The sequence below is a fragment of the Mycobacterium attenuatum genome, from assembly GCF_900566085.1.
GTDB lineage: Bacteria > Actinomycetota > Actinomycetes > Mycobacteriales > Mycobacteriaceae > Mycobacterium > Mycobacterium attenuatum.
Window position 1 is genome coordinate 42,804 of sequence record NZ_UPHT01000006.1, and the last position, 19,364, is coordinate 62,167.

The window sequence follows — 19,364 nt, forward strand, 5'->3', positions numbered from 1 at the left end:
TTGGGATGTCCGGAGCCCGCCGGATGATGGACTACGGTCTGGAAACGCTACAACATCACAGCTCGACGGAGGACAGCCATGGCGATCCGCGTCGCCCACGGGCCGCACCGACGGTCGTGAGCATGCTGCGCGGTCTGACGAATGTGGTCGGTTCGCACCATGTCGTCACCGACGCCGACGTGCTCGCCGCACACAGCGTCGACCACACCGGCCGCTATCGTGGCCGTGCCAGTGCGCTGGTGCGGCCCGGCTCCGCCGAGCAGGTCGCCGAGGTGCTGCGGCTCTGCCGGGACGCCGGAGCCTATGTCACCGTGCAAGGGGGCCGGACCTCCTTGGTGGCGGGCACCGTGCCGGAACACGACGACATCCTGCTGTCCACCGAAAGACTTTGCGCGGTAGGCGATGTCGACGTCCTCGACCGCCGGGTCGCGGTGGGTGCCGGGGCCACACTGGCCGCGGTGCAGCACGCCGCGGCGGCGGCGGGCCTGGTGTTCGGGGTCGACTTGTCGGCTCGCGACTCGGCGACCGTCGGCGGAATGGCCTCGACGAATGCCGGCGGCCTTCGGACGGTGCGCTACGGCAACATGAGCGAACAGGTGTTGGGCCTGGACGTCGCGCTGCCCGACGGCTCGGTGCTGCACCGGCACAGCCGGGTGCGCCGCGACAACACCGGCTACGACCTGCCGGCGCTTTTCGTCGGCGCCGAAGGCACGTTGGGCGTCATCACCGAGCTGGATCTGCGGCTGCATCCGGCTGTGCCGCATCGGGTGACGGCCGTGTGCGGGTTCGACGACCTCGACGCGCTGGTCGACGCCGGCCGGGTGCTGCGCGACGCGGACGGAATCGCCGCGCTGGAATTGATCGACGGCCGAGCTGCCGCGCTCACCGGCGAGCTGCTGGGGGTTGGCGCTCCCGTCGGGGGAGACTGGCTGCTGCTGGTAGAGCTGGCCGCCGACCACGATCAGACCGATCGGCTCGCCGGGCTGCTCGCCGGGATGCGGCTGTCCAGCGAACCCGCGGTGGGCGTGGATAGCATTGCGCAGCAACGGCTGTGGCGCACCCGGGAAGCGCTCGCCGAGGTGCTGGGCAGGTATGGGCCGCCGTTGAAGCTGGACGTCTCGCTGCCGTTGGCGGCGATCGGCAGATTTGCCCGGGACGCGGTCGGGCTGATCCACGCTCGTGTCGCCGAGGCGCTGCCGGTCCTGTTCGGCCACATCGGCGAGGGCAATCTGCACCTCAACGTGCTGCGGCTGCCGCCGGCGCACGAACCCGTGCTGTATCCGGAGCTGATGGGCCTGATCGCCGACTGCGGCGGCAACGTCAGCTCCGAGCACGGCGTGGGCAGCCGCAAGCGCCGGTACCTGGGGATGTCGCGAGGACCCGCCGATGTCGCAGTGATGCGAACGATCAAAACGGCACTGGACCCGACCGGCTATCTCAACTCGGCGGTGCTGTTCGATCAGCCTGGCGGCTAGCTGGTGGCGCGAGTGTAACGCCAGTGCCCCATCCGGTGAGTTTTCGCGCCGCGGCGTTAGCCTCGGCGAAGTCAGTCGGCTCCCTTGATGCCGTCAGTCGGCTGCCTTGATGCCGACGGCATGGCGCAGCTGAGCCAGGAACTGATCGGCGTCGTCGCTTCGAACGATGTAGTGCGAGATCGCGACTCGGATTGCCGTCGCTGCCTTCACCGCGGCGTTGGGTCCGGGCAGTAGTCGCTGCAAGCCATCACGCATCTCGGGTATGACGCCGGACATCTGTGCGATAACCAGCTCCGGTTCAACATCGACCATGCGGACTCCCGAGTACGAGTGCTGGTACTCGACGATGAAACGCAGTGCGGCATCAAGCCTTTCGACGCCTTTGAGCCCGGCCGTCGCTTCGGCCAGTCCATCTTCGAAGTTCTGGCGCTCGTAGCGCGTAAATGTGGAGAGCAACTCCTCCTTGGAGGCGAACCAGCGGTAGAGCGTCGGACGTGACACCCCGGCCTGGGCCGCGACCTCGGAGAGGCTGAGCTTGGTCTGGCCGCTGCGCCCGAGAACCTCCGCGGTGGCCGCCAGGATCCGCTGACGGGTCGAATTGTCGGTCTCGGTCGCCGCTGTTGCCCCAAACGCCTGGCTCATGTCTCAAACATTACAAAGCGTTGGGTAAGTGTCACGTTGTTTCGCCGTCGAACCGGAGTCGCGGGAGCCGCCGACGGGGATCGTGCCCCCGGGGTCCCGGGTAGCGACCTTTACAAAATTTAGCTCTCAGTGTCACGCTGGGCCTGAGTTGGCGACGCGAGCAAGAGGTGAACGCAGTTGACGACAGATTCTGAACAGTCCCAATGGTCGGTCGATCGCCTGCTTGAGCTCTTCGAGGTGCGGGCACAGGGTGCGGATCGGTTCAGTGCGGACACCGGCATCGCCGGGCACGACGACCGGCAGGTCGTGGAGGGCACCCAGGTGCTGGCACAGGCGATCGTCGCAGTGGCCAAGCGGTTCCAGGGCAAGTCGGTGCGTTCGGCGCACGCGGTGTTCTCCCGCGCCGTCGCGGTCGGGCCACCGGTCGAGCTTGTCGTCGACGTCGTACACGAGGGCCGGTCTACCGCCACCGCCGTAGTCTCGGCACAGCAGGACGGCCGGCGCTGCATCACCATGACGGTCCTGGCCGACGTTCCCACCGGCGACGTGATCCGCCATCACCTGCCGCGCCCCGGCGTCACCGCACCCGCGGTTGCCAACGTCTCGGTGATGCCGATGATCGGACGCGAACTGCGACTCGTCGACGTGGTCGATGTCAACAGTCCAGACGAGGTAGGGCCACCCGAACTGTATGCGTGGCTGCGCTACGACCCGATTCCGGCCCGTGACGACCTGGCCAAGGCGCTGATCGCGTATTTCACTGGCCACCTAGGCATTTCGACCACCATGCGGGCGCACCCGGGTATCGGTACCAGCCAGGCGCATCTGAGCGTTTCCACCGCGCCGATGTCCATCTCGGTGGCCTTCCACGAACCGGTGCGCTGGGCCGGCTGGCTGCTCTACACCCACGAGAGCACTCAGGTCGGTGCCGGGATGTCGTACGTCCGAGGCACCGTGCACACCGAGGAGGGAGGCCTCCTCGGCTCCTTCGCCCAGGAGGCGCTGATCCGGCCGCTGCGCACCACCGACACGGCGATCGACGCGCGGTCCCGGTTCTAGCGGCATGCGCTTCGCCATCACCCATCCGATGCACAGTCATCCTTACAACCCGGAGTTGTTGTCCGGGGCCAGTATCGCGGCCATCGCCGGGGCGGCCGAAGACGCCGGCTTTCACGGATTCGGCTTCACCGACCACCCGGCCCCGTCTCAGCGCTGGCTTGATGCCGGTGGCCACGACGCGTTAGATCCGTTTGTGGCAATGGGATTCGCTGCCGCGCGAACTAACACCTTGCGCCTGATCCCAAATGTCGTCGTGCTGCCGTACCGAAACCCGTTCCTGGTGGCCAAGTGCGGAGCAACGCTGGATCTACTCTCGGGTGGCCGGTTCACCCTCGCGGTCGGCGTGGGATACCTCAAACGGGAATTCGCCGCGCTGGGGGTCGACTACGAGGAACGCGCCGAGCTGTTCGAAGAGGCGCTGCAGGTCATCCGCGCGGTGTGGACCAGCGATGAGATATCTTATGCGGGAAGGCGTTTCACCGCGCGCGGAATCAGCGCGCATCCCCGGCCGCTCAGCCGGCCACATCCGCCGATCTGGATCGGCGGTAACACCGGGGCGGCCCGCGAGCGGGTCGCCCGCTATGGTGACGGCTGGTGCCCGTTTGCCGCGCCTGCCCGGCTGGCCCAGACGGCCGGCACCGCGGCCATCGACTCGATTGACCGGCTTGCCGACGGCATCGAGGACCTACGGCGCAGGTGCGACGCGGCGGGCCGGGATTGGTCCGCAATCGACATCACGTTCACCAACGCCGACGGGGGCAGCCCGTCGACCGACGGGTTCGACGCCAACGCCTACCTGTTGGGGCTGGAAAATCTTGCCGCCCTTGGAGTTACCTGGGTACAGGTAGGGCTGCCCGGCGATAGTCTCACCCATGCGCTGGAGAGCATCGAGCGGTTCCGGACGCTGGTGATCGAGGCGGCCTGACCCGGTGTCGGCGATCAGCGAAGCCGTGCGGCGCCGGGGGCACGGCCCGGGAGATCCGCTGTGACATCAATGCGGGAGTCGTCGAAGCTGAGAAATCCCTTGATAGGCCAGCTTTCCGGAAACGGATCCGCATAACTCCACGCGGCGTCCTCGACGAAGACGTCGTCCAGGACCACCGACCAGTAGGTGGCGACGCCCTTGTAGTTGCAGTAGCTGGACGTGTCGGACTTCCGCAGCAGATCAGTGCGGACCTGCGACGGCTCCACATACAGCCGCGGTTCCAGCGATGTCTCGAAAACGATCACGGTGTCGTGGGTGTCCACCAGTGCCGTCCCGGCGAGCGAGACGTTGAGGTGGCGCGTAGTCGGGCGGCAGTCGATCCGGTGGTACGGATTAGGCGGATAGTGGACGAGTTTGCGGCCCTCCTCCACCCAGGTGTCCACGGCGTCCCACGGCACGTGAACGAAGCCGGGGGCTTCGGCCTCCGGCTCGGTCGGTAAGTCGCCGACCTCGTCGGCTGGGAAGACGTAGCTGAGCGGGTGATCGCGCCGGTGCACCAGCAGCGCCCGCTCGGTGTCGATGACCGGCAGTCCGTTGCGGTAAGCCTGGATGCGGCGGGGATGCGGTTCGATGTAGACGACGTTGGCGGGTACCGGCGGACAGAAGCGTCCGGCCGGGTTCCGGCTGAGGGGACCGTGTCCGGCCACCAGACTCATGGGGCTCCTCCCAACTCGGGCACCCGCTACCGCGGCCATGGTGAGCTTGTCGCCACGAGCCGCGAGCGCCGAGTGCAAGGTTGCGAGCGCGCTGCTGGCGGCCGCGAACCCCGGCGATGTCATTCACGTAAGCGTAAGTGGCATGGAGTAGGAATGAGCCATGGCGGGACCGGTGGAAGACATCACAGTCGTCGAACTCGGGGTCTGGGTTGCAGCACCGGCCACCGCCGCCATCCTGGCCGACTGGGGCGCCGACGTCATCAAGATCGAGCCGCCGGCCGGTGATCCCGGCCGGATGTTCGGCCGGATGCTGGGTTGCGATCTCGGGGTGAACCCGCCTTTCGAGATGGACAACCGCTCCAAGCGCAGCATCGTGCTGGATCTCACCACCGCGACCGGTCGCCACACCGCCTTCGAATTACTCACCGGCGCGGACGTTTTCGTGACCAATGTGCGCCCCGGCGGGTTGCGACGGCTGGGGCTCGACTTCGAGTCGGTGTCGGACCGCAACCCCCGTCTGGTCTACGGGCTGATCACCGGCTACGGAGAAACCGGACCCGACGCCGACCGCGCGGCCTACGACGTGGCGGCGTTCTGGTCGCGCGCCGGCGTGGCCGATCTGCTGACCCCGCCCGGCGGCACCCCTCCGTTCCAGCGCGGCGGCATGGGCGATCACTCGGCGGGGATGACCCTGGCCGCCGCCGTCTGCGCGGCACTGCTCGCGCGCGAACGCACCGGAGTCGGTCAGCTGGTGACCACCTCGCTGTATCGCCAGGGTGCCTACACGGTCAGCTTCGATCTGAATACCTATCTGCGGACCGGCCAACCGATCGCGGTTGGGCAGCGCGAGTCGATGGGTAATCCCTGTATGAACAACTACACCGCCGGCGACGGCAGGCGGTTCTGGGTCGTCGGGCTCGAGGCGGATCGGCACTGGCCCGCGTTGTGTCGGGTGGTCGGCCGGCCGGAGTGGCTGGCCGATCCGCGGTATCGCGATGCCCGCGCTCGCGCCGCCAACGCGGTGCAACTCATCGCCGCGCTGGATGAGATCTTCGCAGTGAAGTCGCTGACCGAATGGGCGGAAGTCTTTGCTACCGAACCGGATTTCTTCTGGTCGCCGGTCAATACCCTCGAGGATGTCGTCGCCGACGAGCAGTTCCACGCGGCGGGCGGCATCGTCGATGTGCCGGACGGCGAGTCCAGCGTGCCGATGGTGGCCACACCGGCGGACTTCCACGGCACGCCGTGGGCACCCCGCTGGACGGCCCCGGCGCTGGGCCAGCACACCGAGGAAGTGCTGGCCGAAATTGCGGCGCGGCGCCGGCGTTGACCGACCGGCAACCTTTACAAAATTGAGCGAAAATGTCACGCTGTCGGGTGAGCCGTGTCAACCGATTCGCCGAAGCCGGGCCGGTCCCGGTGGGTCACCCCGTGCGGCGGACAGCCCCTGACGACCGCGGCAAGCCACCGGTCCACGTGTGGTCCAACGCAAGAGGAATGAACCGATGATCACACCCACTTTCGATCTCAGCGTTTACCCGGCGACAACCCCGGGACCGCGGACGGAGGCGGAGTGTCTGCGCTACCGACTCGAGGTGGTGGCCATCAGCGCCGCCGACGTGGTGCAGGCGGCGGGGGGCTGGTTGTACGACCGAGTGATGGCCGGTTGGGAGGTCACGGTACTGCTGCCCGGTGCCGGCGGGGCCCGACCGTTGCGGATTCTCGGGGCGCGCGCCGCGGACCTGGAGACGGGATTGACCGTGATCCGGCCTGGGGGCCAGAGCCTGGCCGTCAGCGCCGGCGCGTTCGCGGCAGACGATCGCGTTCGCGACAGGGTGCTCGAGGCGCTCGCGGACCGGTCTACCGAGGTGGCGCTGTGGGGAGACCAGTGTCCTTGGGGGCTCAATCGCGGAATCGGCCCCGTGCGGCACGTGCTCAGTTCGGCTGCCCGGGTGTTCAAGCGCCAGGCGCTCAACGCGTCCGGAATCTCCTGTGGCGCAGTCGAATCGGTCGAGACACTGCTGGGCGGCGCTGGTTGGCTGGGCTAGCCGGACTGACCGCCGCTCATGCTGGGCGGCCCGCCGGTACCAAGCGCCCGAACGTCAAGAGACCGGCCGCCCCGTGGTCGCCGCTCCCGCGGTTCAGCGTGACTGATGCCGCCTCAACACCGATCTCGCAGATGCTCTAAGTGCACTTCAGGTCAGTGTCATCGCCGCTTTGGCGGTGCTGATGTGGCGGACGGGACTCGATGCGGGGCACGGGTCGGCCGGCTACACAGCCCCGATAGTCAGAAGGTGATGAGTTGGCGGATCGCGGTGCCGTCGGCAAGGTGGTCCATCGCCTCGTTGATCTCGTCCAGCCGAATCGTCGACGACACCAGCGATTCCACGGGCAGCCGGCCCGACCGCCATAGCGACACGAACCGGGGAATGTCGCGGCGGGGCACCGCCGAACCGAGATAACTACCGATCAGCGACCGCCCTTCGGCGACAAAACCCAATGGCGAGATGCTGATCCGCACGTCCGGCGGCGGCAGCCCGATGGTAACGGTACGGCCCCCCGGTGCGGTCAGGGCGATCGCGGTCTCCAGCGCGGCGGGGTGACCGACGGCCTCAATCACCACGTCCGCTTTCACCCCGGCGTCGGTGGCCCGTTGCGGGGTGTAGGTGTCGTGCACGCCGAGTGTCGTTGCTGCGGAAAGCTTTTCAGGTAACTGATCGACGCCGATGACGCGGACGTCGGGATAGGTCAGGGCGGTGAGCACTGCCGCCATCCCGACGCCACCGAGTCCGACGACGGCGACCGATTGTCCGGGTCTCGGTTGGCCGACGTTGAGCACCGCGCCGCCGCCGGTCAGCACCGCGCATCCGAGCAGGGCGGCCACCTGCGGCGGCACCTCCTCGGGTACCGGCACGGCGCTGGCCCGGTTGACCACGGCGTGGGTGGCAAATGCCGAGACGCCGAGGTGGTGGTACACGGGGTGGCCTTCCCGGCCGATCCTGACAGCGCCGCCCAGTAGTGTTCCGGCCGCGTTGGCCGCGCTTGCCGGTTGGCACGGTGTCCTGCCCTCGGTTGCGCATGCCGGACAGCGGTCGCACCGCGGCAGGAACACCAGCACCACGCGCTGACCGACGGTTACGTCGTCGACCCGGTCACCGACCTGCTCGACGATCCCCGCGGCCTCATGGCCGAGCAGCATCGGCACCGGCCGCACCCGGCTGCCGTTCACCACCGACAGATCGGAGTGGCACACCCCGGCGGCCTCGATGCGAACCAGCACCTCGTCATCACCGGGCGCCTCGAGATCGAGGTTGGCGACGCTGATCGGCCGTGACTCGGAGTATGGGCGGGGCGAGGTGATCCGCTCGAGCACCGCGCCGCGGATGCGAAACATGTTGGAATACAACCATGGCTTCAGCTTCATCGGTTCCATCGGTTCCATCGGTTCCCGAAGGGCCGGCGCCGCAGAACCTCACCAGCGCGGACTTCCCGGTGCTGTGGCCGGTGCTTACTCGCTGGGCCGACAACGACATGTTCGGCCATCTCAACAATGCCGTGTACTACCAGCTCTTCGACACCGCGATCAACGCCTGGATCACCACGGGTACCGGGTGGGACCCGCTGTCCACGCCTGCGCTGGGCATCGTCGCCGAGTCGGGTTGCCGTTACTTCTCCGAATTGCACTTCCCGCAAAGCCTGACGGTGGGCCTGGCGGTCACCCGCCTGGGCTGCAGCAGCGTCACCTACCGGCTCGCTGTGTTCCGTGCCGGCCAGCAGGGCGATACCGAGCGGGCGCAGCCGATCACCGCGCTGGGGCACTGGGTACACGTCTACGTCGACCGGACCAGCCGCAAACCCGTCCCCATCCCGGACGCGATCCGCGCATTGCTGGCCTCCGCTTGTGTGACACCCGACTGAAGCCGTGCTGAAGCCCGCCTGAAGCGGGGTGAAATAGCCCGGGCCGCACCCGAATCAGGCCCGAACCGGCACGGTCAGCAACCGACGGCTGCCCGGGTATGCTTCGCCAATGCCAGTTTTGAGCAAGACCGTCGAGGTCAGCGCGGACGCCGTAGCGATCATGGGCATCGTCGCCGATATCGAGCGGTACCCGGAATGGAACGAAGGGATCAAGGGCGCCTGGGTGCTGCACCGCTACGACGACGGGCGTCCCAGCCAGGTGCGGCTCGACACCGCGATCCAAGGCTTCGAGGGCATCTATATCCACGCCGTGTATTACCCGGGCGAGAATCAGATTCAAACGGTCATGCAGCAGGGCGACCTCTTTATCAAGCAGGAGCAGCTGTTCAGCGTGGTCGAGACCGGCGCCAGCAGCCTGCTGACCGTGGACATCGACGTCGAACCCAGCATGCCGGTGCCCGCGCCCATGGTGAAGCTGCTGCTCAACAACGTCCTCGAGCAACTCGCCGAAAACCTCAAACAGCGCGCCGAACACCTGGGCACGGGCTAGGGAGACGGGCCAACCCGCTCGGCGTGGCTGAAGATCCCATTCCGGTCCAGCGTTTCGGTCAGTCGTCGCGCCGCGTCGGTGAATTGCCAGACGGTGTGCTCGGCCACCGCGACCGCATCCCGGCGGCGCAGCGCCGCAATCAGCCGTCGGTGATTGTCCACCGTGGCCGCGCCCCATCGCGGATCGGCGGCAAATACCTGTGCCGGCATATAGCGGGCGGCATTCAACAGAAACCAGGCCAGCTTGATCCGGTGGCTGGCCTGGTTGAAGACGCGATGGAACGAGAACTCCAACGTCGCTATGGCCTCGGCGTCGGCCGACCCGACGGCGACGGCCAGCGCATCGTTGATTCGGCTGAGCTCATCGATCTCGACGTCGGTGATCCGGGCGGTGGCCGCGGCGGCAAGCTCCCTGGCGATGGTGGCCTGCAGCCAGAAGATGTCGTCGATGTCTTGCCTGGTCAGCGGCAATACCACGTGACCACGGTGCGGTTCGAGCTGCACCATGCCCTCACCGCGCAGCTTCAGCAGGGCCTCACGGACCGGCGTGATGCTGACCCCGAGTTCAGCCGCGGTCTCGTCGAGGCGGATGAACGTGCCCGGACGCAGGGTGCCCGACATGATCGCCGCCCGCAGGTGGCCGGCCACCTCGTCGGACAACTGCGCCCGGCGCAGCGGCCGCCGGCTTCGCGGCCGGGCGGATAGCGGAGCGTTCATACGGCCTGCCAGGACTTTCGGGGGCTTGGCGGGACTTTGCAGGTCTTGTTTTGAGGCCACTGAGCCCGTTAATGTGACCCAGATAACACCATGTTTTATCAAATATCAGCGTGACGCAAGCGGTGCAGAAGTGAAGGGATCGCACAGTTGACCGCGCAACTGGCCAGTCATCTGAGCCAGGCCGCACATGGTCTGGAGCAGCCTTACCTGGCCCGGCGGCAAAACTGGGTCAACCAGCTGCAGCGGCACGCCCTGATGCAGCCCGGGGCGACCGCGCTTCGCTTCCTGGGTCATACCGTGACGTGGTCTGAACTGCGCTATCGGGTCACTGCGCTGGCTGGAGCCTTGAGCCGTCGAGGGGTCGGCTTCGGCGACCGGGTGATGATCCTGATGCTCAACCGCACCGAGTTCATCGAGTCGGTGTTCGCGGCCAACATGCTCGGGGCGATCGCGGTGCCATTGAATTTCCGGCTCACACCGACAGAGATCGCCTTCCTGGTAGAGGATTGCGCCCCGCGGGTGCTCGTCACCGAGGCGGTGCTGGCACCGGTCGCCACCGGGGTCCGCGCCATCCAGCCGCTGGTGGACACGATCGTCGTGGCCGGCGGCGCTTCCGACGACACGGTGCTGGCCTATGACGACCTGCTCGGCGAATCGGGAGACCCGCCGGCGCCCGTCGATATCCCCAACGACTCGCCGGCCCTGATCATGTACACCTCCGGGACCACCGGCCGGCCGAAGGGCGCGGTGCTCACGCACACCAACCTCACCGGGCAGGCCATCACCGCGCTGTACACCAGCGGCGCCAACGTCAACAGTGACGTCGGTTTCATCGGCGTCCCGCTGTTCCACATCGCCGGCATCGGCAACATGCTGACCGGAATGATGCTCGGCGTCCCCACCGTGCTTTACCCGCTGGGCGCGTTCGATCCCGGTCAGCTGCTCGACGTGCTGGAGGCGGAGCGGGTCACCGGTATCTTTCTGGTGCCCGCCCAGTGGCAGGCGGTGTGCGCCGAGCAGCAGGCCCGGCCGCGCAACCTGAAATTGCGGGTGATGTCGTGGGGGGCCGCACCGGCGCCGGATGCGTTGCTGCGGCTGATGTCTGAGGTCTTTCCCGGAACCCAAATTCTGGCCGCGTTCGGTCAGACGGAGATGTCGCCGGTCACGTGCATGCTGCTCGGCGAGGACGCCATCCGCAAACGCGGCTCGGTCGGCAGGGTGATCCCCACGGTCGCCGCCCGCGTGGTCGACGACGACATGAACGACGTGCCTGTCGGTAAGGTCGGTGAAATCGTTTACCGCGCACCAACATTGATGAGTGGCTATTGGAACAATCCGGAGGCCACCGCGGAAGCGTTCGCGGGCGGCTGGTTTCATTCCGGCGATCTCGTTCGGATGGACGAGGACGGCTACGTCTGGGTGGTCGACCGCAAGAAGGACATGATCATCTCCGGCGGAGAGAACATCTACTGCGCCGAGGTGGAAAACGTTCTCGCCGGTCACCCGGCCATCGTCGAAGTCGCGGTCATCGGCCGGCCCGACGAAAGGTGGGGCGAGGTGCCGGTTGCGATCGCGGCTGTAACGGACGCCACCCTCTTGATCGAAGACCTAACTGAGTACCTGACCGAACGGCTCGCGCGCTACAAGCACCCGAAGGCGCTCGAGATCGTCGAGGCACTGCCCCGCAACCCCGCAGGGAAGGTGCTCAAAACCGAATTGAGGCTGCGTTACGGAGCTCGGAGTAGCTTCGAAAATCGTTCTGCGCCAACGTATTCAACGACCAGAGAGGACGGCTGACAGGACCTTTGGCGGTTGCTCGCTGTTGACGAAGGGTTAATTGTGAGGATGCGGTTCACACGTCGACGACCATCAGGTACATTCCTGTGGTCTCCGTTACTACCTGCAGGTAGGGAGCCGACGGTCACACACCTAGGGATGGGGCAAGGAGGAAGGCGTGCGACATGATCGGCCGTTACGCCGCAACCCGAGCGGTCCCATGGTGAGGAGGCGACAGTGACGACCTCGACGCGTCCCCACCTGATGGGCTATCTGCGCGACCAACTGGAAACGCCCCTCACATTGGTCGGCGGATTCTTCCGGATGTGTGTGCTGACCGGAAAGGCGCTGTTTCGCCGGCCGTTCCAATGGCGCGAATTCATCCTGCAGTGCTGGTTCATCATGCGGGTGGCGCTGCTGCCGGCCATCTTGGTTTCGGTGCCATTCACCGTCCTGCTGATCTTCACCCTCAACGTCCTGCTGGCCCAGTTCGGTGCCGCCGACCTCTCCGGTGCCGGTGCCGCGATCGGCGCCGTCACCCAGCTCGGCCCTCAGGTCACGGTGTTGGTGGTGGCCGGCGCCGGGTCGACGGCCATCTGCGCCGACCTGGGCGCCCGCACCATCCGCGAGGAGATCGACGCGATGGAGGTGCTGGGCATCGACCCCATCCACCGCCTCGTCGTGCCCCGCGTCATTGCCGCGACGCTCATCGCCACGTTGCTCAACGCCTTGGTGATCACCGTCGGCCTGGTGGGCGGTTATCTGTTCGGGGTGTATTTGCAGAATGTGTCGGGTGGCGCTTACCTGGCCACCCTCACCACCATCACCGGCCTGCCCGAGGTCGTCATCGCGATGGTCAAGGCCGCGACGTTCGGACTCATCGCCGGGTTGGTCGGCTGCTACCGCGGGCTGACCGTCCGCGGCGGCTCCAAGGGTCTGGGTACCGCTGTCAACGAGACCGTCGTGCTCTGCGTGGTCGCGCTGTTCGCGGTCAACGTGGTGCTGACCACGGTCGGCGTCCGGTTCGGGACGGGGCACTGACATGGCGACATCTGCGGTATTGCGGGCCCGATTCCCTAGGGCCACCGCCAATCTGAACCGGTATGGCGGCGCCGCGGTCCGGGGACTGGACACGACCGGCCGGCTGTCCTGGTTCGCGCTGGTCGCGATCGGGAACGTGCCGTTTGCGTTGAGCCGATACCGCAAGGAAACCCTGCGGCTGATCGCACAGATCGGAATGGGCACCGGTGCGATGGCCGTCATCGGCGGCACCGCCGCAATCGTCGGTTTCGTCACGTTGTCCGGCAGTTCGCTGGTCGCGATTCAGGGCTTCGCGTCGCTGGGGAACATCGGCGTTGAGGCGTTCACCGGCTTTTTCGCCGCGCTAATCAACGTCCGCATCGCCGCGCCGGTGGTCACCGGCGTGGCCATGGCGGCAACGGTCGGTGCCGGTGCCACCGCCGAGCTGGGCGCGATGCGGATCAGCGAGGAGATCGACGCCCTGGAAGTGATGGGCATCAAGTCGGTCTGCTTCCTGGCGACCACGCGGATCCTGGCCGGGCTGACGGTGATCATCCCGCTTTATGCGATGGCCATGATCATGGCGTTCCTGTCACCACAGATCACCACGACAGTGCTCTACGGACAGTCGACCGGCACCTACGAGCACTACTTCCGGACGTTCCTGCGTCCCGACGACGTCTTCTGGTCATTTCTGGAGGCCATCATCATCACCGCGGTGGTGATGGTCAGTCACTGCTACTACGGGTACAGCGCCGGCGGCGGCCCCGTCGGTGTCGGCGAGGCCGTCGGCCGGTCGATGCGGTTCTCGCTGGTTTCGATTCCTGTGGTCGTCTTGTCCGCCGCGTTGGCGCTCTACGGCGTCGACCCCAACTTTGCACTGACGGTGTAGCGCGATGACGATGCCGGCGAAAGTCAACAAGGTCAGCGATCCGCCGTACAAGACGGCGGGTGTTGTCTTTCTGGTGATCGCGCTTGTCATATTCGCCTTGGTGTACTTGCAGTTCCGTGGGGATTTCATGCCCAAGGTGAAGCTGACGATGCTGTCCGATCGAGCCGGATTGGTGATGGACCCCGGCTCGAAGGTCACCTACAACGGAGTGCAGATCGGCCGAGTCGACAGCATCTCGGAGATCACACGCGACGGCAAACCGGCCGCCAAGTTCATCCTGAACGTCGATCCGAAGTACCTGCCGCTGGTACCGGAAAACGTCAACGCGCAGATCAAGGCGACCACCGTCTTCGGCGGCAAGTACGTGTCGCTGACAACGCCGAGAGATGACCGGGGCAACGTCATCTCGAAGGGGCATCTCACGGCCAAGAGCGTCATCAATGCCGTCGGGGTGACGACCGAGATCAACACCTTGTTCCAGACGATCACGTCGATTGCCGAGAAGGTGGATCCGGTCAAACTCAACCTGACCCTCAGCGCGGCCGCGCAGGCGCTGACCGGACTGGGCGATCGGTTCGGGCAGTCGATCGTCAACGCCAACGCGATCCTCGATGACGTCAACCCGCGAATGCCGCAGGCGCGCCGCGACATCCAGCAGCTGGCGAGCCTCGGTGACGTCTACGCCAACGCCTCGCCGGATCTGTTCGACTTTCTCGACAACTCGGTGCCGACGGCACGGACGTTCAACCAGCGCCAGCGCGAATTGGACGCCGCTCTGCTGGCGGCGGCCGGGTTCGGCAATACCGGCGCGGATGTCTTCGGCCGGGGCGGCCCGTATCTGGCCCGTGGCGCCGCCGATCTGGTGCCCAGCGCTCAGCTGCTGGACACCTACAGCCCGGAGTTGTACTGCACGCTGCGCAACTACCACGACATCGAACCCAAGGCCGCCACGTTCCTCGGCGGTAACGGCTACTCTCTGGCCACCCACAGCGAGCTGCTGTCCGGGCTGGGATTGATGCTGAACCCGACGTCGCTGGTGCCGCTGCTGCTCTCGCAGATCGGCGGACTAGCTGCCGGCGTGGTCGGCGGGGCGCCTAATCCCTACATGTATCCGGAAAATCTGCCGCGGGTCAACGCACATGGCGGACCTGGTGGTGCGCCGGGCTGCTGGCAGCAGATCACCCATGATTTCTGGCCGGCACCCGAGTTGGTGATGGACACCGGCAACAGCATCGCTCCCTATAACCACCTGGAGACCGGTTCGCCCTACGCGATCGAATACGTCTGGGGCCGTCAAGTAGGGGACAACACGATCAACCCATGAAAATCACCGGAACTGCTTTAAAACTCGGCGCATTCGCACTGGTGCTGGTGCTGTTCAGCGTGATGATCGTCATCGTGTTCGGTCAGATCCGCTTCGACCGCACCTACGGCTACTCTGCCGAGTTCAGCAACGTCAGCGGGCTACGGGCCGGACAATTTGTCCGCGCCTCGGGGGTGGAGATCGGCAAGGTCAAAGAGGTGTCGCTGGTCGACGGCGGTAAACGCGTTCGGGTGGATTTCGACGTCGACCGCTCGATCCCCCTTTACCAGTCGACGACCGCCCAGATCCGCTACCTCGACCTGATCGGTAACCGCTACCTGGAGCTCAAGCGCGGCCAGGGCGAGGGCAGTGATCGGGTGATGCGCCCGGGCGGATTCATTCCGTTGTCACGCACCTCGCCGGCGCTCGACCTTGATGCGCTGATCGGCGGCTTCAAGCCGGTATTCCGGGCGCTGGACCCGGACAAAGTCAACACCATCGCCTCGGCGCTCATCACCGTGTTTCAGGGCCAAGGCGGCACCATCAACGACATTCTCGACCAGACCGCGCAGCTGACCTCACAGATCGCCGAGCGCGACCAGGCGATCGGCGAGGTGGTGAAGAACCTGAACACCGTGCTGGATACCACGGTTCGCCACCGCAAGGACTTCGATCAGACGGTCAACAACCTGGAGATTCTGATCACCGGGTTGAAGGACCACCGCACCCAGTTGGCGGACGGCACCGCCCACATCAGCAACGCCGCCGGCACGGTGGCCGATCTACTGGCCGAGGACCGCGCGCTGCTGCACAAGACCGTCAACTACCTCGATGCCGTCCAGCAGCCGCTGATCGACCAGCGCCAGCAGTTGAGCGACTTCCTGCACAAGGTCCCGACCGCGCTGAACATGATCGGTCGCACCATCGGGTCCTACGGGGACTTCGTGAATTTCTACTCCTGCGACATCAGCCTGAGGATCAATGGGCTGCAACCCGGCGGGCCGGTGCGCACGGTGCGGCTCTTCACCCAGCCGACGGGTAGGTGCACGCCACAATGAGAACGCTGGAACCCCCGAATCGGCTTCGTATCGGGCTCATGGGCATCGTGGTGATGATCATCGTCGTCGCCGTGGGCCAGAGCTTCACCAGCGTCCCGATGTTGTTCGCGCGGCCGAGCTACTACGGGCAGTTCACCGACACCGGCGGCCTCAACAAGGGTGACAAGGTACGCATCGCCGGCATGGACGTCGGCAAGGTGGAGGAGCTGTCCATCGACGGCGACCACGTCAAGATCAAATTCTCGGTCGGCACCAATGTCATCGGCACCGAAAGCCGGCTGGCGATTCGCACCGACACCATCCTCGGTAAGAAGGTGCTCGAGATCGAGGCGCGCGGCAACCAGCCGCTGCGGCCGGGCGGCACGTTGCCGTTGGGTCAAAGCACCACGCCCTACCAGATCTACGACGCCTTCTTCGACGTCACCAAGGCGGCCACCGGCTGGGACATCGACACCGTCAAGCAGTCGCTGCATGTGCTGTCGCAGACCATCGACCAGACATATCCGCACCTGAGCGCCACCCTCGAGGGCGTGGCCAAGTTCTCCGACACCATCGGCAAGCGCGACGAGGAGATCAAGCATCTACTCGCGCAGGCCAACCAGGTGGCCAGCATCCTCGGGGACCGCAGCCAGCAGGTGGATCGCCTGTTGGTCAACGCCAAGACGTTGATCGCCGCGTTCAACGAACGCGGACGTGCCATCGACGCGCTGCTGGCCAATGTCGCTTCCTTCTCGGCCCAGGTGCAGGGACTGATCAACGACAACCCGAACCTCAACCATGTACTAGAGCAATTGCGGCAGGTCAGCGACATCCTAGTCGAGCGCAAAGACGATCTGGCCAACGGGCTGCTCATGGTGGGCGGATTCCTGCCGTCGCTGAATGAGTCCATCGCCTCGGGGCCGTTCTTCAAGGTCGTCATTCACAACCTGGTTCCGGGACAGATTATTCAGCCGTTCATCGATGCCGCCTTCAAGAAGCGCGGCCTGGACCCGGAGAATTTCTGGCGCAGCGCCGGCCTGCCGGAATTCCGGTGGCCCGACCCGAACGGCACCCGGTTCCCCAATGGCGCACCGCCGCCGGCGCCGGGGGTCCTGGAAGGCACGCCCGAGCACCCGGGACCGGCGGTCCCGCCCGGTTCACCCTGCTCGTACACGCCGGCCAATCCCGGTGGCAATGTCACCGTCGGTGATGAGGGGCTGCCCCGGCCGTGGAACCCGCTGCCGTGTGCCGGGGCGCTCCTCGGTCCGTTCGGCGGTCCCAACTTCCCGGCGCCGCTCGACGTTGAGGCGTCACCGCCGAACCCGAACGGCCTGCCGCCCACACCGGGCATCCCGATCGCGGGGCGGCCGGGCGACCCGCCGCCGGACGTCCCGGGTACACCGGTGCCGTTGCCACCGAACGCGCCGCCGGGTGCGCGCACCGAACAACTGGGGCCGGCCGGACCGACGCCGCCGCCGTCCACGTTCGCGCCGGGGTTGCCGCCGGGTCCGCCGGCACCGCCCGGGCCCGGGCCACAACTGCCCGACCCCTACATCAATTCAGGAGGAACGGGCGGGAGCGGTGTGACGGGAGGTAGCCAGAATTGAGCACCGTCTTTGACATCCGTAACCTGCGCCTGCCGAGGATGACGCGGGCCACGGTGATCATCGGAACGCTGATCGTGGTGCTGGCCCTCGTCGCCGCGTTCGTGGGATGGCGGCTTTACCAGAAGCTGACCAACAACACCGTGGTCGCCTACTTCCCCGCGGCAAACGCTCTGTACCCCGGCGACAAAGTTCAGATCATGGGCCTGCAGGTGGGCAAGATCGACAGCATCGAAGCGGCCGGCGACAAGATGAAGGTCACCTTCCACTACCAGAACAAGTACAAGGTTCCGGCCAACGCCTCGGCGGTGATTCTCAACCCGACCCTGGTGGCGTCGCGTTCCATCCAATTGGAGCCGCCATATAAAGGTGGCCCGGTGCTGGCCGACAATGCGGTGATCCCGATGGATCGCACTCAGGTGCCGGTGGAGTGGGACGAGCTGCGCAACAGCATCACCAACATCATCGACAAGCTCGGACCGACCGAGCAGCAGCCACAGGGGCCGTTCGGTGAAGTCCTCCAATCGTTCGCGAACGGGCTGGCCGGCAAGGGTAAGCAGTTCAACACCACCCTGGACAACCTGTCGCGTGCGCTGACCGCCCTCAATGAAGGCCGTGGCGACTTCTTCGCGGTGGTTCGCAGCCTGGCGTTGTTCGTCAACGCGCTGCACCAGGACGACGCGCAGTTCGTGGCGTTGAACCAGAACCTGGCCGACCTCACCGGCCGGCTCGCCAGTTCCGACCAGGCTCTTTCCAGTGCGTTACAGCAATTCGATAGCTTGCTGACGACGATCCGGCCATTCCTCGACAAGAACCGCGAGGTGCTGACCCACGACGTCAACAACCTGGCCGAGGCGACCAACACGCTGCTGCAACCCGAGCCCTTGAACGGTTTGGAGACGGCCTTGCATGTCCTGCCGACGGCGGCGTCGAACGTGAACCAGATCTACCACCCATCACACGGGTCGGTGGTCGCGATCCCGGAGATCACCTCCTTCGCCAACCCGATGCAGTTCATCTGCAGCTCTATTCAGGCCGCTAGCCGGCTTGGGTATCAGGAGTCGGCGGAATTGTGTGCGCAGTATCTGGCGCCGATCCTCGACTCGATCAAGTTCAACTACTTCCCGTTCGGGGTGAACTTCTTCAGTACCGCCGAGGTGTTGCCCAAACAGGTCGCCTACTCCGAGCCACGGCTGCAGCCGCCCAACGGATACAAGGACACGACCGTTCCCGGTATCTGGGTGCCGGACACTCCGTTGTCGCACCGCAACACGCAGCCCGGGTGGATCGTCGCCCCCGGCATGCAGGGGCAGCAGGTAGGGCCAATCACGGCGGGGTTGATGACCCCCGAGTCGCTGGCCGAGCTCATGGGAGGCCCCGACATCGAGCCAGTTCAGTCCACCTTGCAGACGCCACCCGGACCGCCCAACGCGTACGACGAGTACCCGGTGTTGCCGCCGATCGGTTTGCAGGCTCCGGTGCCGATTCAGCCGCCGCCGCCCGGCCCAGAGGTGATCCCGGGTCCGGTTGCTCCGACGCCCGGTCCCGCAGCGGCACCGGCGCCGGTGGGCGCGCCACTTCCTGCTGAGGCCGGAGCGGGCCAGTGAGGGGCGCGATGAGCGCCGTAGGCGCGAAGAGCGACCCGAGCCGTTGGTCACTGAGGGGCGCGATGAGCGCCGTAGGCGCGAAGAGCGACCCGAGCCGTTGGTCACTGAGGGGCGCGATGAGCGC

The 19,364-nt window shown here is 66.2% G+C and carries 18 protein-coding genes; 14 read left to right on the forward strand and 4 right to left on the reverse strand.

Going from position 1 to position 19,364, the window contains the following annotated elements:
* Positions 1-122: 122 nt before the first annotated feature.
* Positions 123-1,475 carry an FAD-binding oxidoreductase gene (locus tag EET13_RS01450; RefSeq protein WP_122440636.1) on the forward strand — a complete coding sequence of 451 codons (1,353 nt, stop codon included), beginning with the start codon at positions 123-125 and terminating at the stop codon, positions 1,473-1,475.
* A 93-nt stretch (positions 1,476-1,568) separates the two neighbouring features.
* Here the strand turns inward: EET13_RS01450 and EET13_RS01455 are convergent, their stop codons facing one another.
* Positions 1,569-2,117, reverse strand: a complete 549-nt coding sequence (locus tag EET13_RS01455) for a TetR/AcrR family transcriptional regulator (RefSeq protein WP_122440615.1) — start codon at positions 2,115-2,117, stop codon at positions 1,569-1,571.
* A 177-nt stretch (positions 2,118-2,294) separates the two neighbouring features.
* On the opposite strand from EET13_RS01455, the gene EET13_RS01460 reads away from it, so the two are divergent.
* A complete protein-coding gene (locus tag EET13_RS01460; RefSeq protein WP_122440616.1) occupies positions 2,295-3,176 on the forward strand; it encodes an acyl-CoA thioesterase in 882 nt (293 codons plus the stop codon).
* A gap of 4 nt (positions 3,177-3,180) precedes the next feature.
* Positions 3,181-4,101, forward strand: a complete 921-nt coding sequence (locus tag EET13_RS01465; protein ID WP_122440617.1) for an LLM class F420-dependent oxidoreductase — start codon at positions 3,181-3,183, stop codon at positions 4,099-4,101.
* A 14-nt stretch (positions 4,102-4,115) separates the two neighbouring features.
* Here EET13_RS01465 and EET13_RS01470 read toward each other — a convergent pair whose 3' ends face one another.
* A complete protein-coding gene (locus EET13_RS01470) occupies positions 4,116-4,817 on the reverse strand; it encodes a DUF427 domain-containing protein (RefSeq protein ID WP_122440618.1) in 702 nt (233 codons plus the stop codon).
* Between the two features lie 160 nt (positions 4,818-4,977).
* Between EET13_RS01470 and EET13_RS01475 the strand changes: the two genes are divergently transcribed.
* Together EET13_RS01475 and EET13_RS01480 are read left to right on the forward strand one after the other, a co-directional pair.
* On the forward strand, positions 4,978-6,147 hold the full coding sequence (locus EET13_RS01475; RefSeq protein ID WP_122440619.1) for a CoA transferase: 1,170 nt from the start codon (positions 4,978-4,980) through the stop codon (positions 6,145-6,147).
* A gap of 175 nt (positions 6,148-6,322) precedes the next feature.
* Positions 6,323-6,865, forward strand: coding sequence for a hypothetical protein (locus tag EET13_RS01480; protein WP_122440620.1), 543 nt, complete (start codon positions 6,323-6,325; stop codon positions 6,863-6,865).
* Positions 6,866-7,104: 239 nt separating this feature from the next.
* Here the strand turns inward: EET13_RS01480 and EET13_RS01485 are convergent, their stop codons facing one another.
* Complete coding sequence (locus EET13_RS01485; RefSeq protein WP_122440637.1) at positions 7,105-8,211, reverse strand: alcohol dehydrogenase catalytic domain-containing protein; 1,107 nt, start codon at positions 8,209-8,211, stop codon at positions 7,105-7,107.
* A gap of 14 nt (positions 8,212-8,225) precedes the next feature.
* Between EET13_RS01485 and EET13_RS01490 the strand changes: the two genes are divergently transcribed.
* Positions 8,226-8,735 carry an acyl-CoA thioesterase gene (locus tag EET13_RS01490; protein WP_122440621.1) on the forward strand — a complete coding sequence of 170 codons (510 nt, stop codon included), beginning with the start codon at positions 8,226-8,228 and terminating at the stop codon, positions 8,733-8,735.
* A 109-nt stretch (positions 8,736-8,844) separates the two neighbouring features.
* Positions 8,845-9,285 (forward strand): SRPBCC family protein, encoded by a 441-nt coding sequence (locus tag EET13_RS01495; protein WP_122440622.1) that lies wholly within the window; start codon positions 8,845-8,847, stop codon positions 9,283-9,285.
* Here EET13_RS01495 and EET13_RS01500 read toward each other — a convergent pair.
* The gene (locus EET13_RS01500; RefSeq protein ID WP_122440623.1) at positions 9,282-10,001 is read right to left on the reverse strand and encodes a GntR family transcriptional regulator; all 720 of its coding nucleotides are present in this window, start codon (positions 9,999-10,001) and stop codon (positions 9,282-9,284) included. The two genes, EET13_RS01495 and EET13_RS01500, sit on opposite strands and share 4 nt — an antisense overlap.
* Before the next feature lie 147 nt (positions 10,002-10,148).
* Between EET13_RS01500 and fadD5 the strand changes: the two genes are divergently transcribed.
* The 7 genes from fadD5 (at position 10,149) to EET13_RS01535 (ending at position 19,240) form a co-directional block, all read left to right on the forward strand.
* Positions 10,149-11,798, forward strand: a complete 1,650-nt coding sequence (fadD5, locus tag EET13_RS01505) for a fatty-acid--CoA ligase FadD5 (RefSeq protein WP_122440624.1) — start codon at positions 10,149-10,151, stop codon at positions 11,796-11,798.
* A 216-nt stretch (positions 11,799-12,014) separates the two neighbouring features.
* Complete coding sequence (locus EET13_RS01510; protein ID WP_122440625.1) at positions 12,015-12,818, forward strand: MlaE family ABC transporter permease; 804 nt, start codon at positions 12,015-12,017, stop codon at positions 12,816-12,818.
* 1 nt (position 12,819) lies between these two features.
* Positions 12,820-13,689 (forward strand): MlaE family ABC transporter permease, encoded by an 870-nt coding sequence (locus tag EET13_RS01515; protein ID WP_122440626.1) that lies wholly within the window; start codon positions 12,820-12,822, stop codon positions 13,687-13,689.
* A 4-nt stretch (positions 13,690-13,693) separates the two neighbouring features.
* Complete coding sequence (locus EET13_RS01520) at positions 13,694-15,013, forward strand: MCE family protein (RefSeq protein ID WP_122440627.1); 1,320 nt, start codon at positions 13,694-13,696, stop codon at positions 15,011-15,013.
* Positions 15,010-16,050 (forward strand): virulence factor Mce family protein, encoded by a 1,041-nt coding sequence (locus EET13_RS01525; RefSeq protein WP_122440628.1) that lies wholly within the window; start codon positions 15,010-15,012, stop codon positions 16,048-16,050. The genes EET13_RS01520 and EET13_RS01525 overlap by 4 nt, the downstream gene beginning before the upstream one ends.
* The gene (locus EET13_RS01530; RefSeq protein ID WP_122440629.1) at positions 16,047-17,636 is read left to right on the forward strand and encodes a virulence factor Mce family protein; all 1,590 of its coding nucleotides are present in this window, start codon (positions 16,047-16,049) and stop codon (positions 17,634-17,636) included. The genes EET13_RS01525 and EET13_RS01530 overlap by 4 nt, the downstream gene beginning before the upstream one ends.
* Complete coding sequence (locus EET13_RS01535; protein ID WP_122440630.1) at positions 17,633-19,240, forward strand: virulence factor Mce family protein; 1,608 nt, start codon at positions 17,633-17,635, stop codon at positions 19,238-19,240. The genes EET13_RS01530 and EET13_RS01535 overlap by 4 nt, the downstream gene beginning before the upstream one ends.
* Positions 19,241-19,364: the final 124 nt, after the last annotated feature.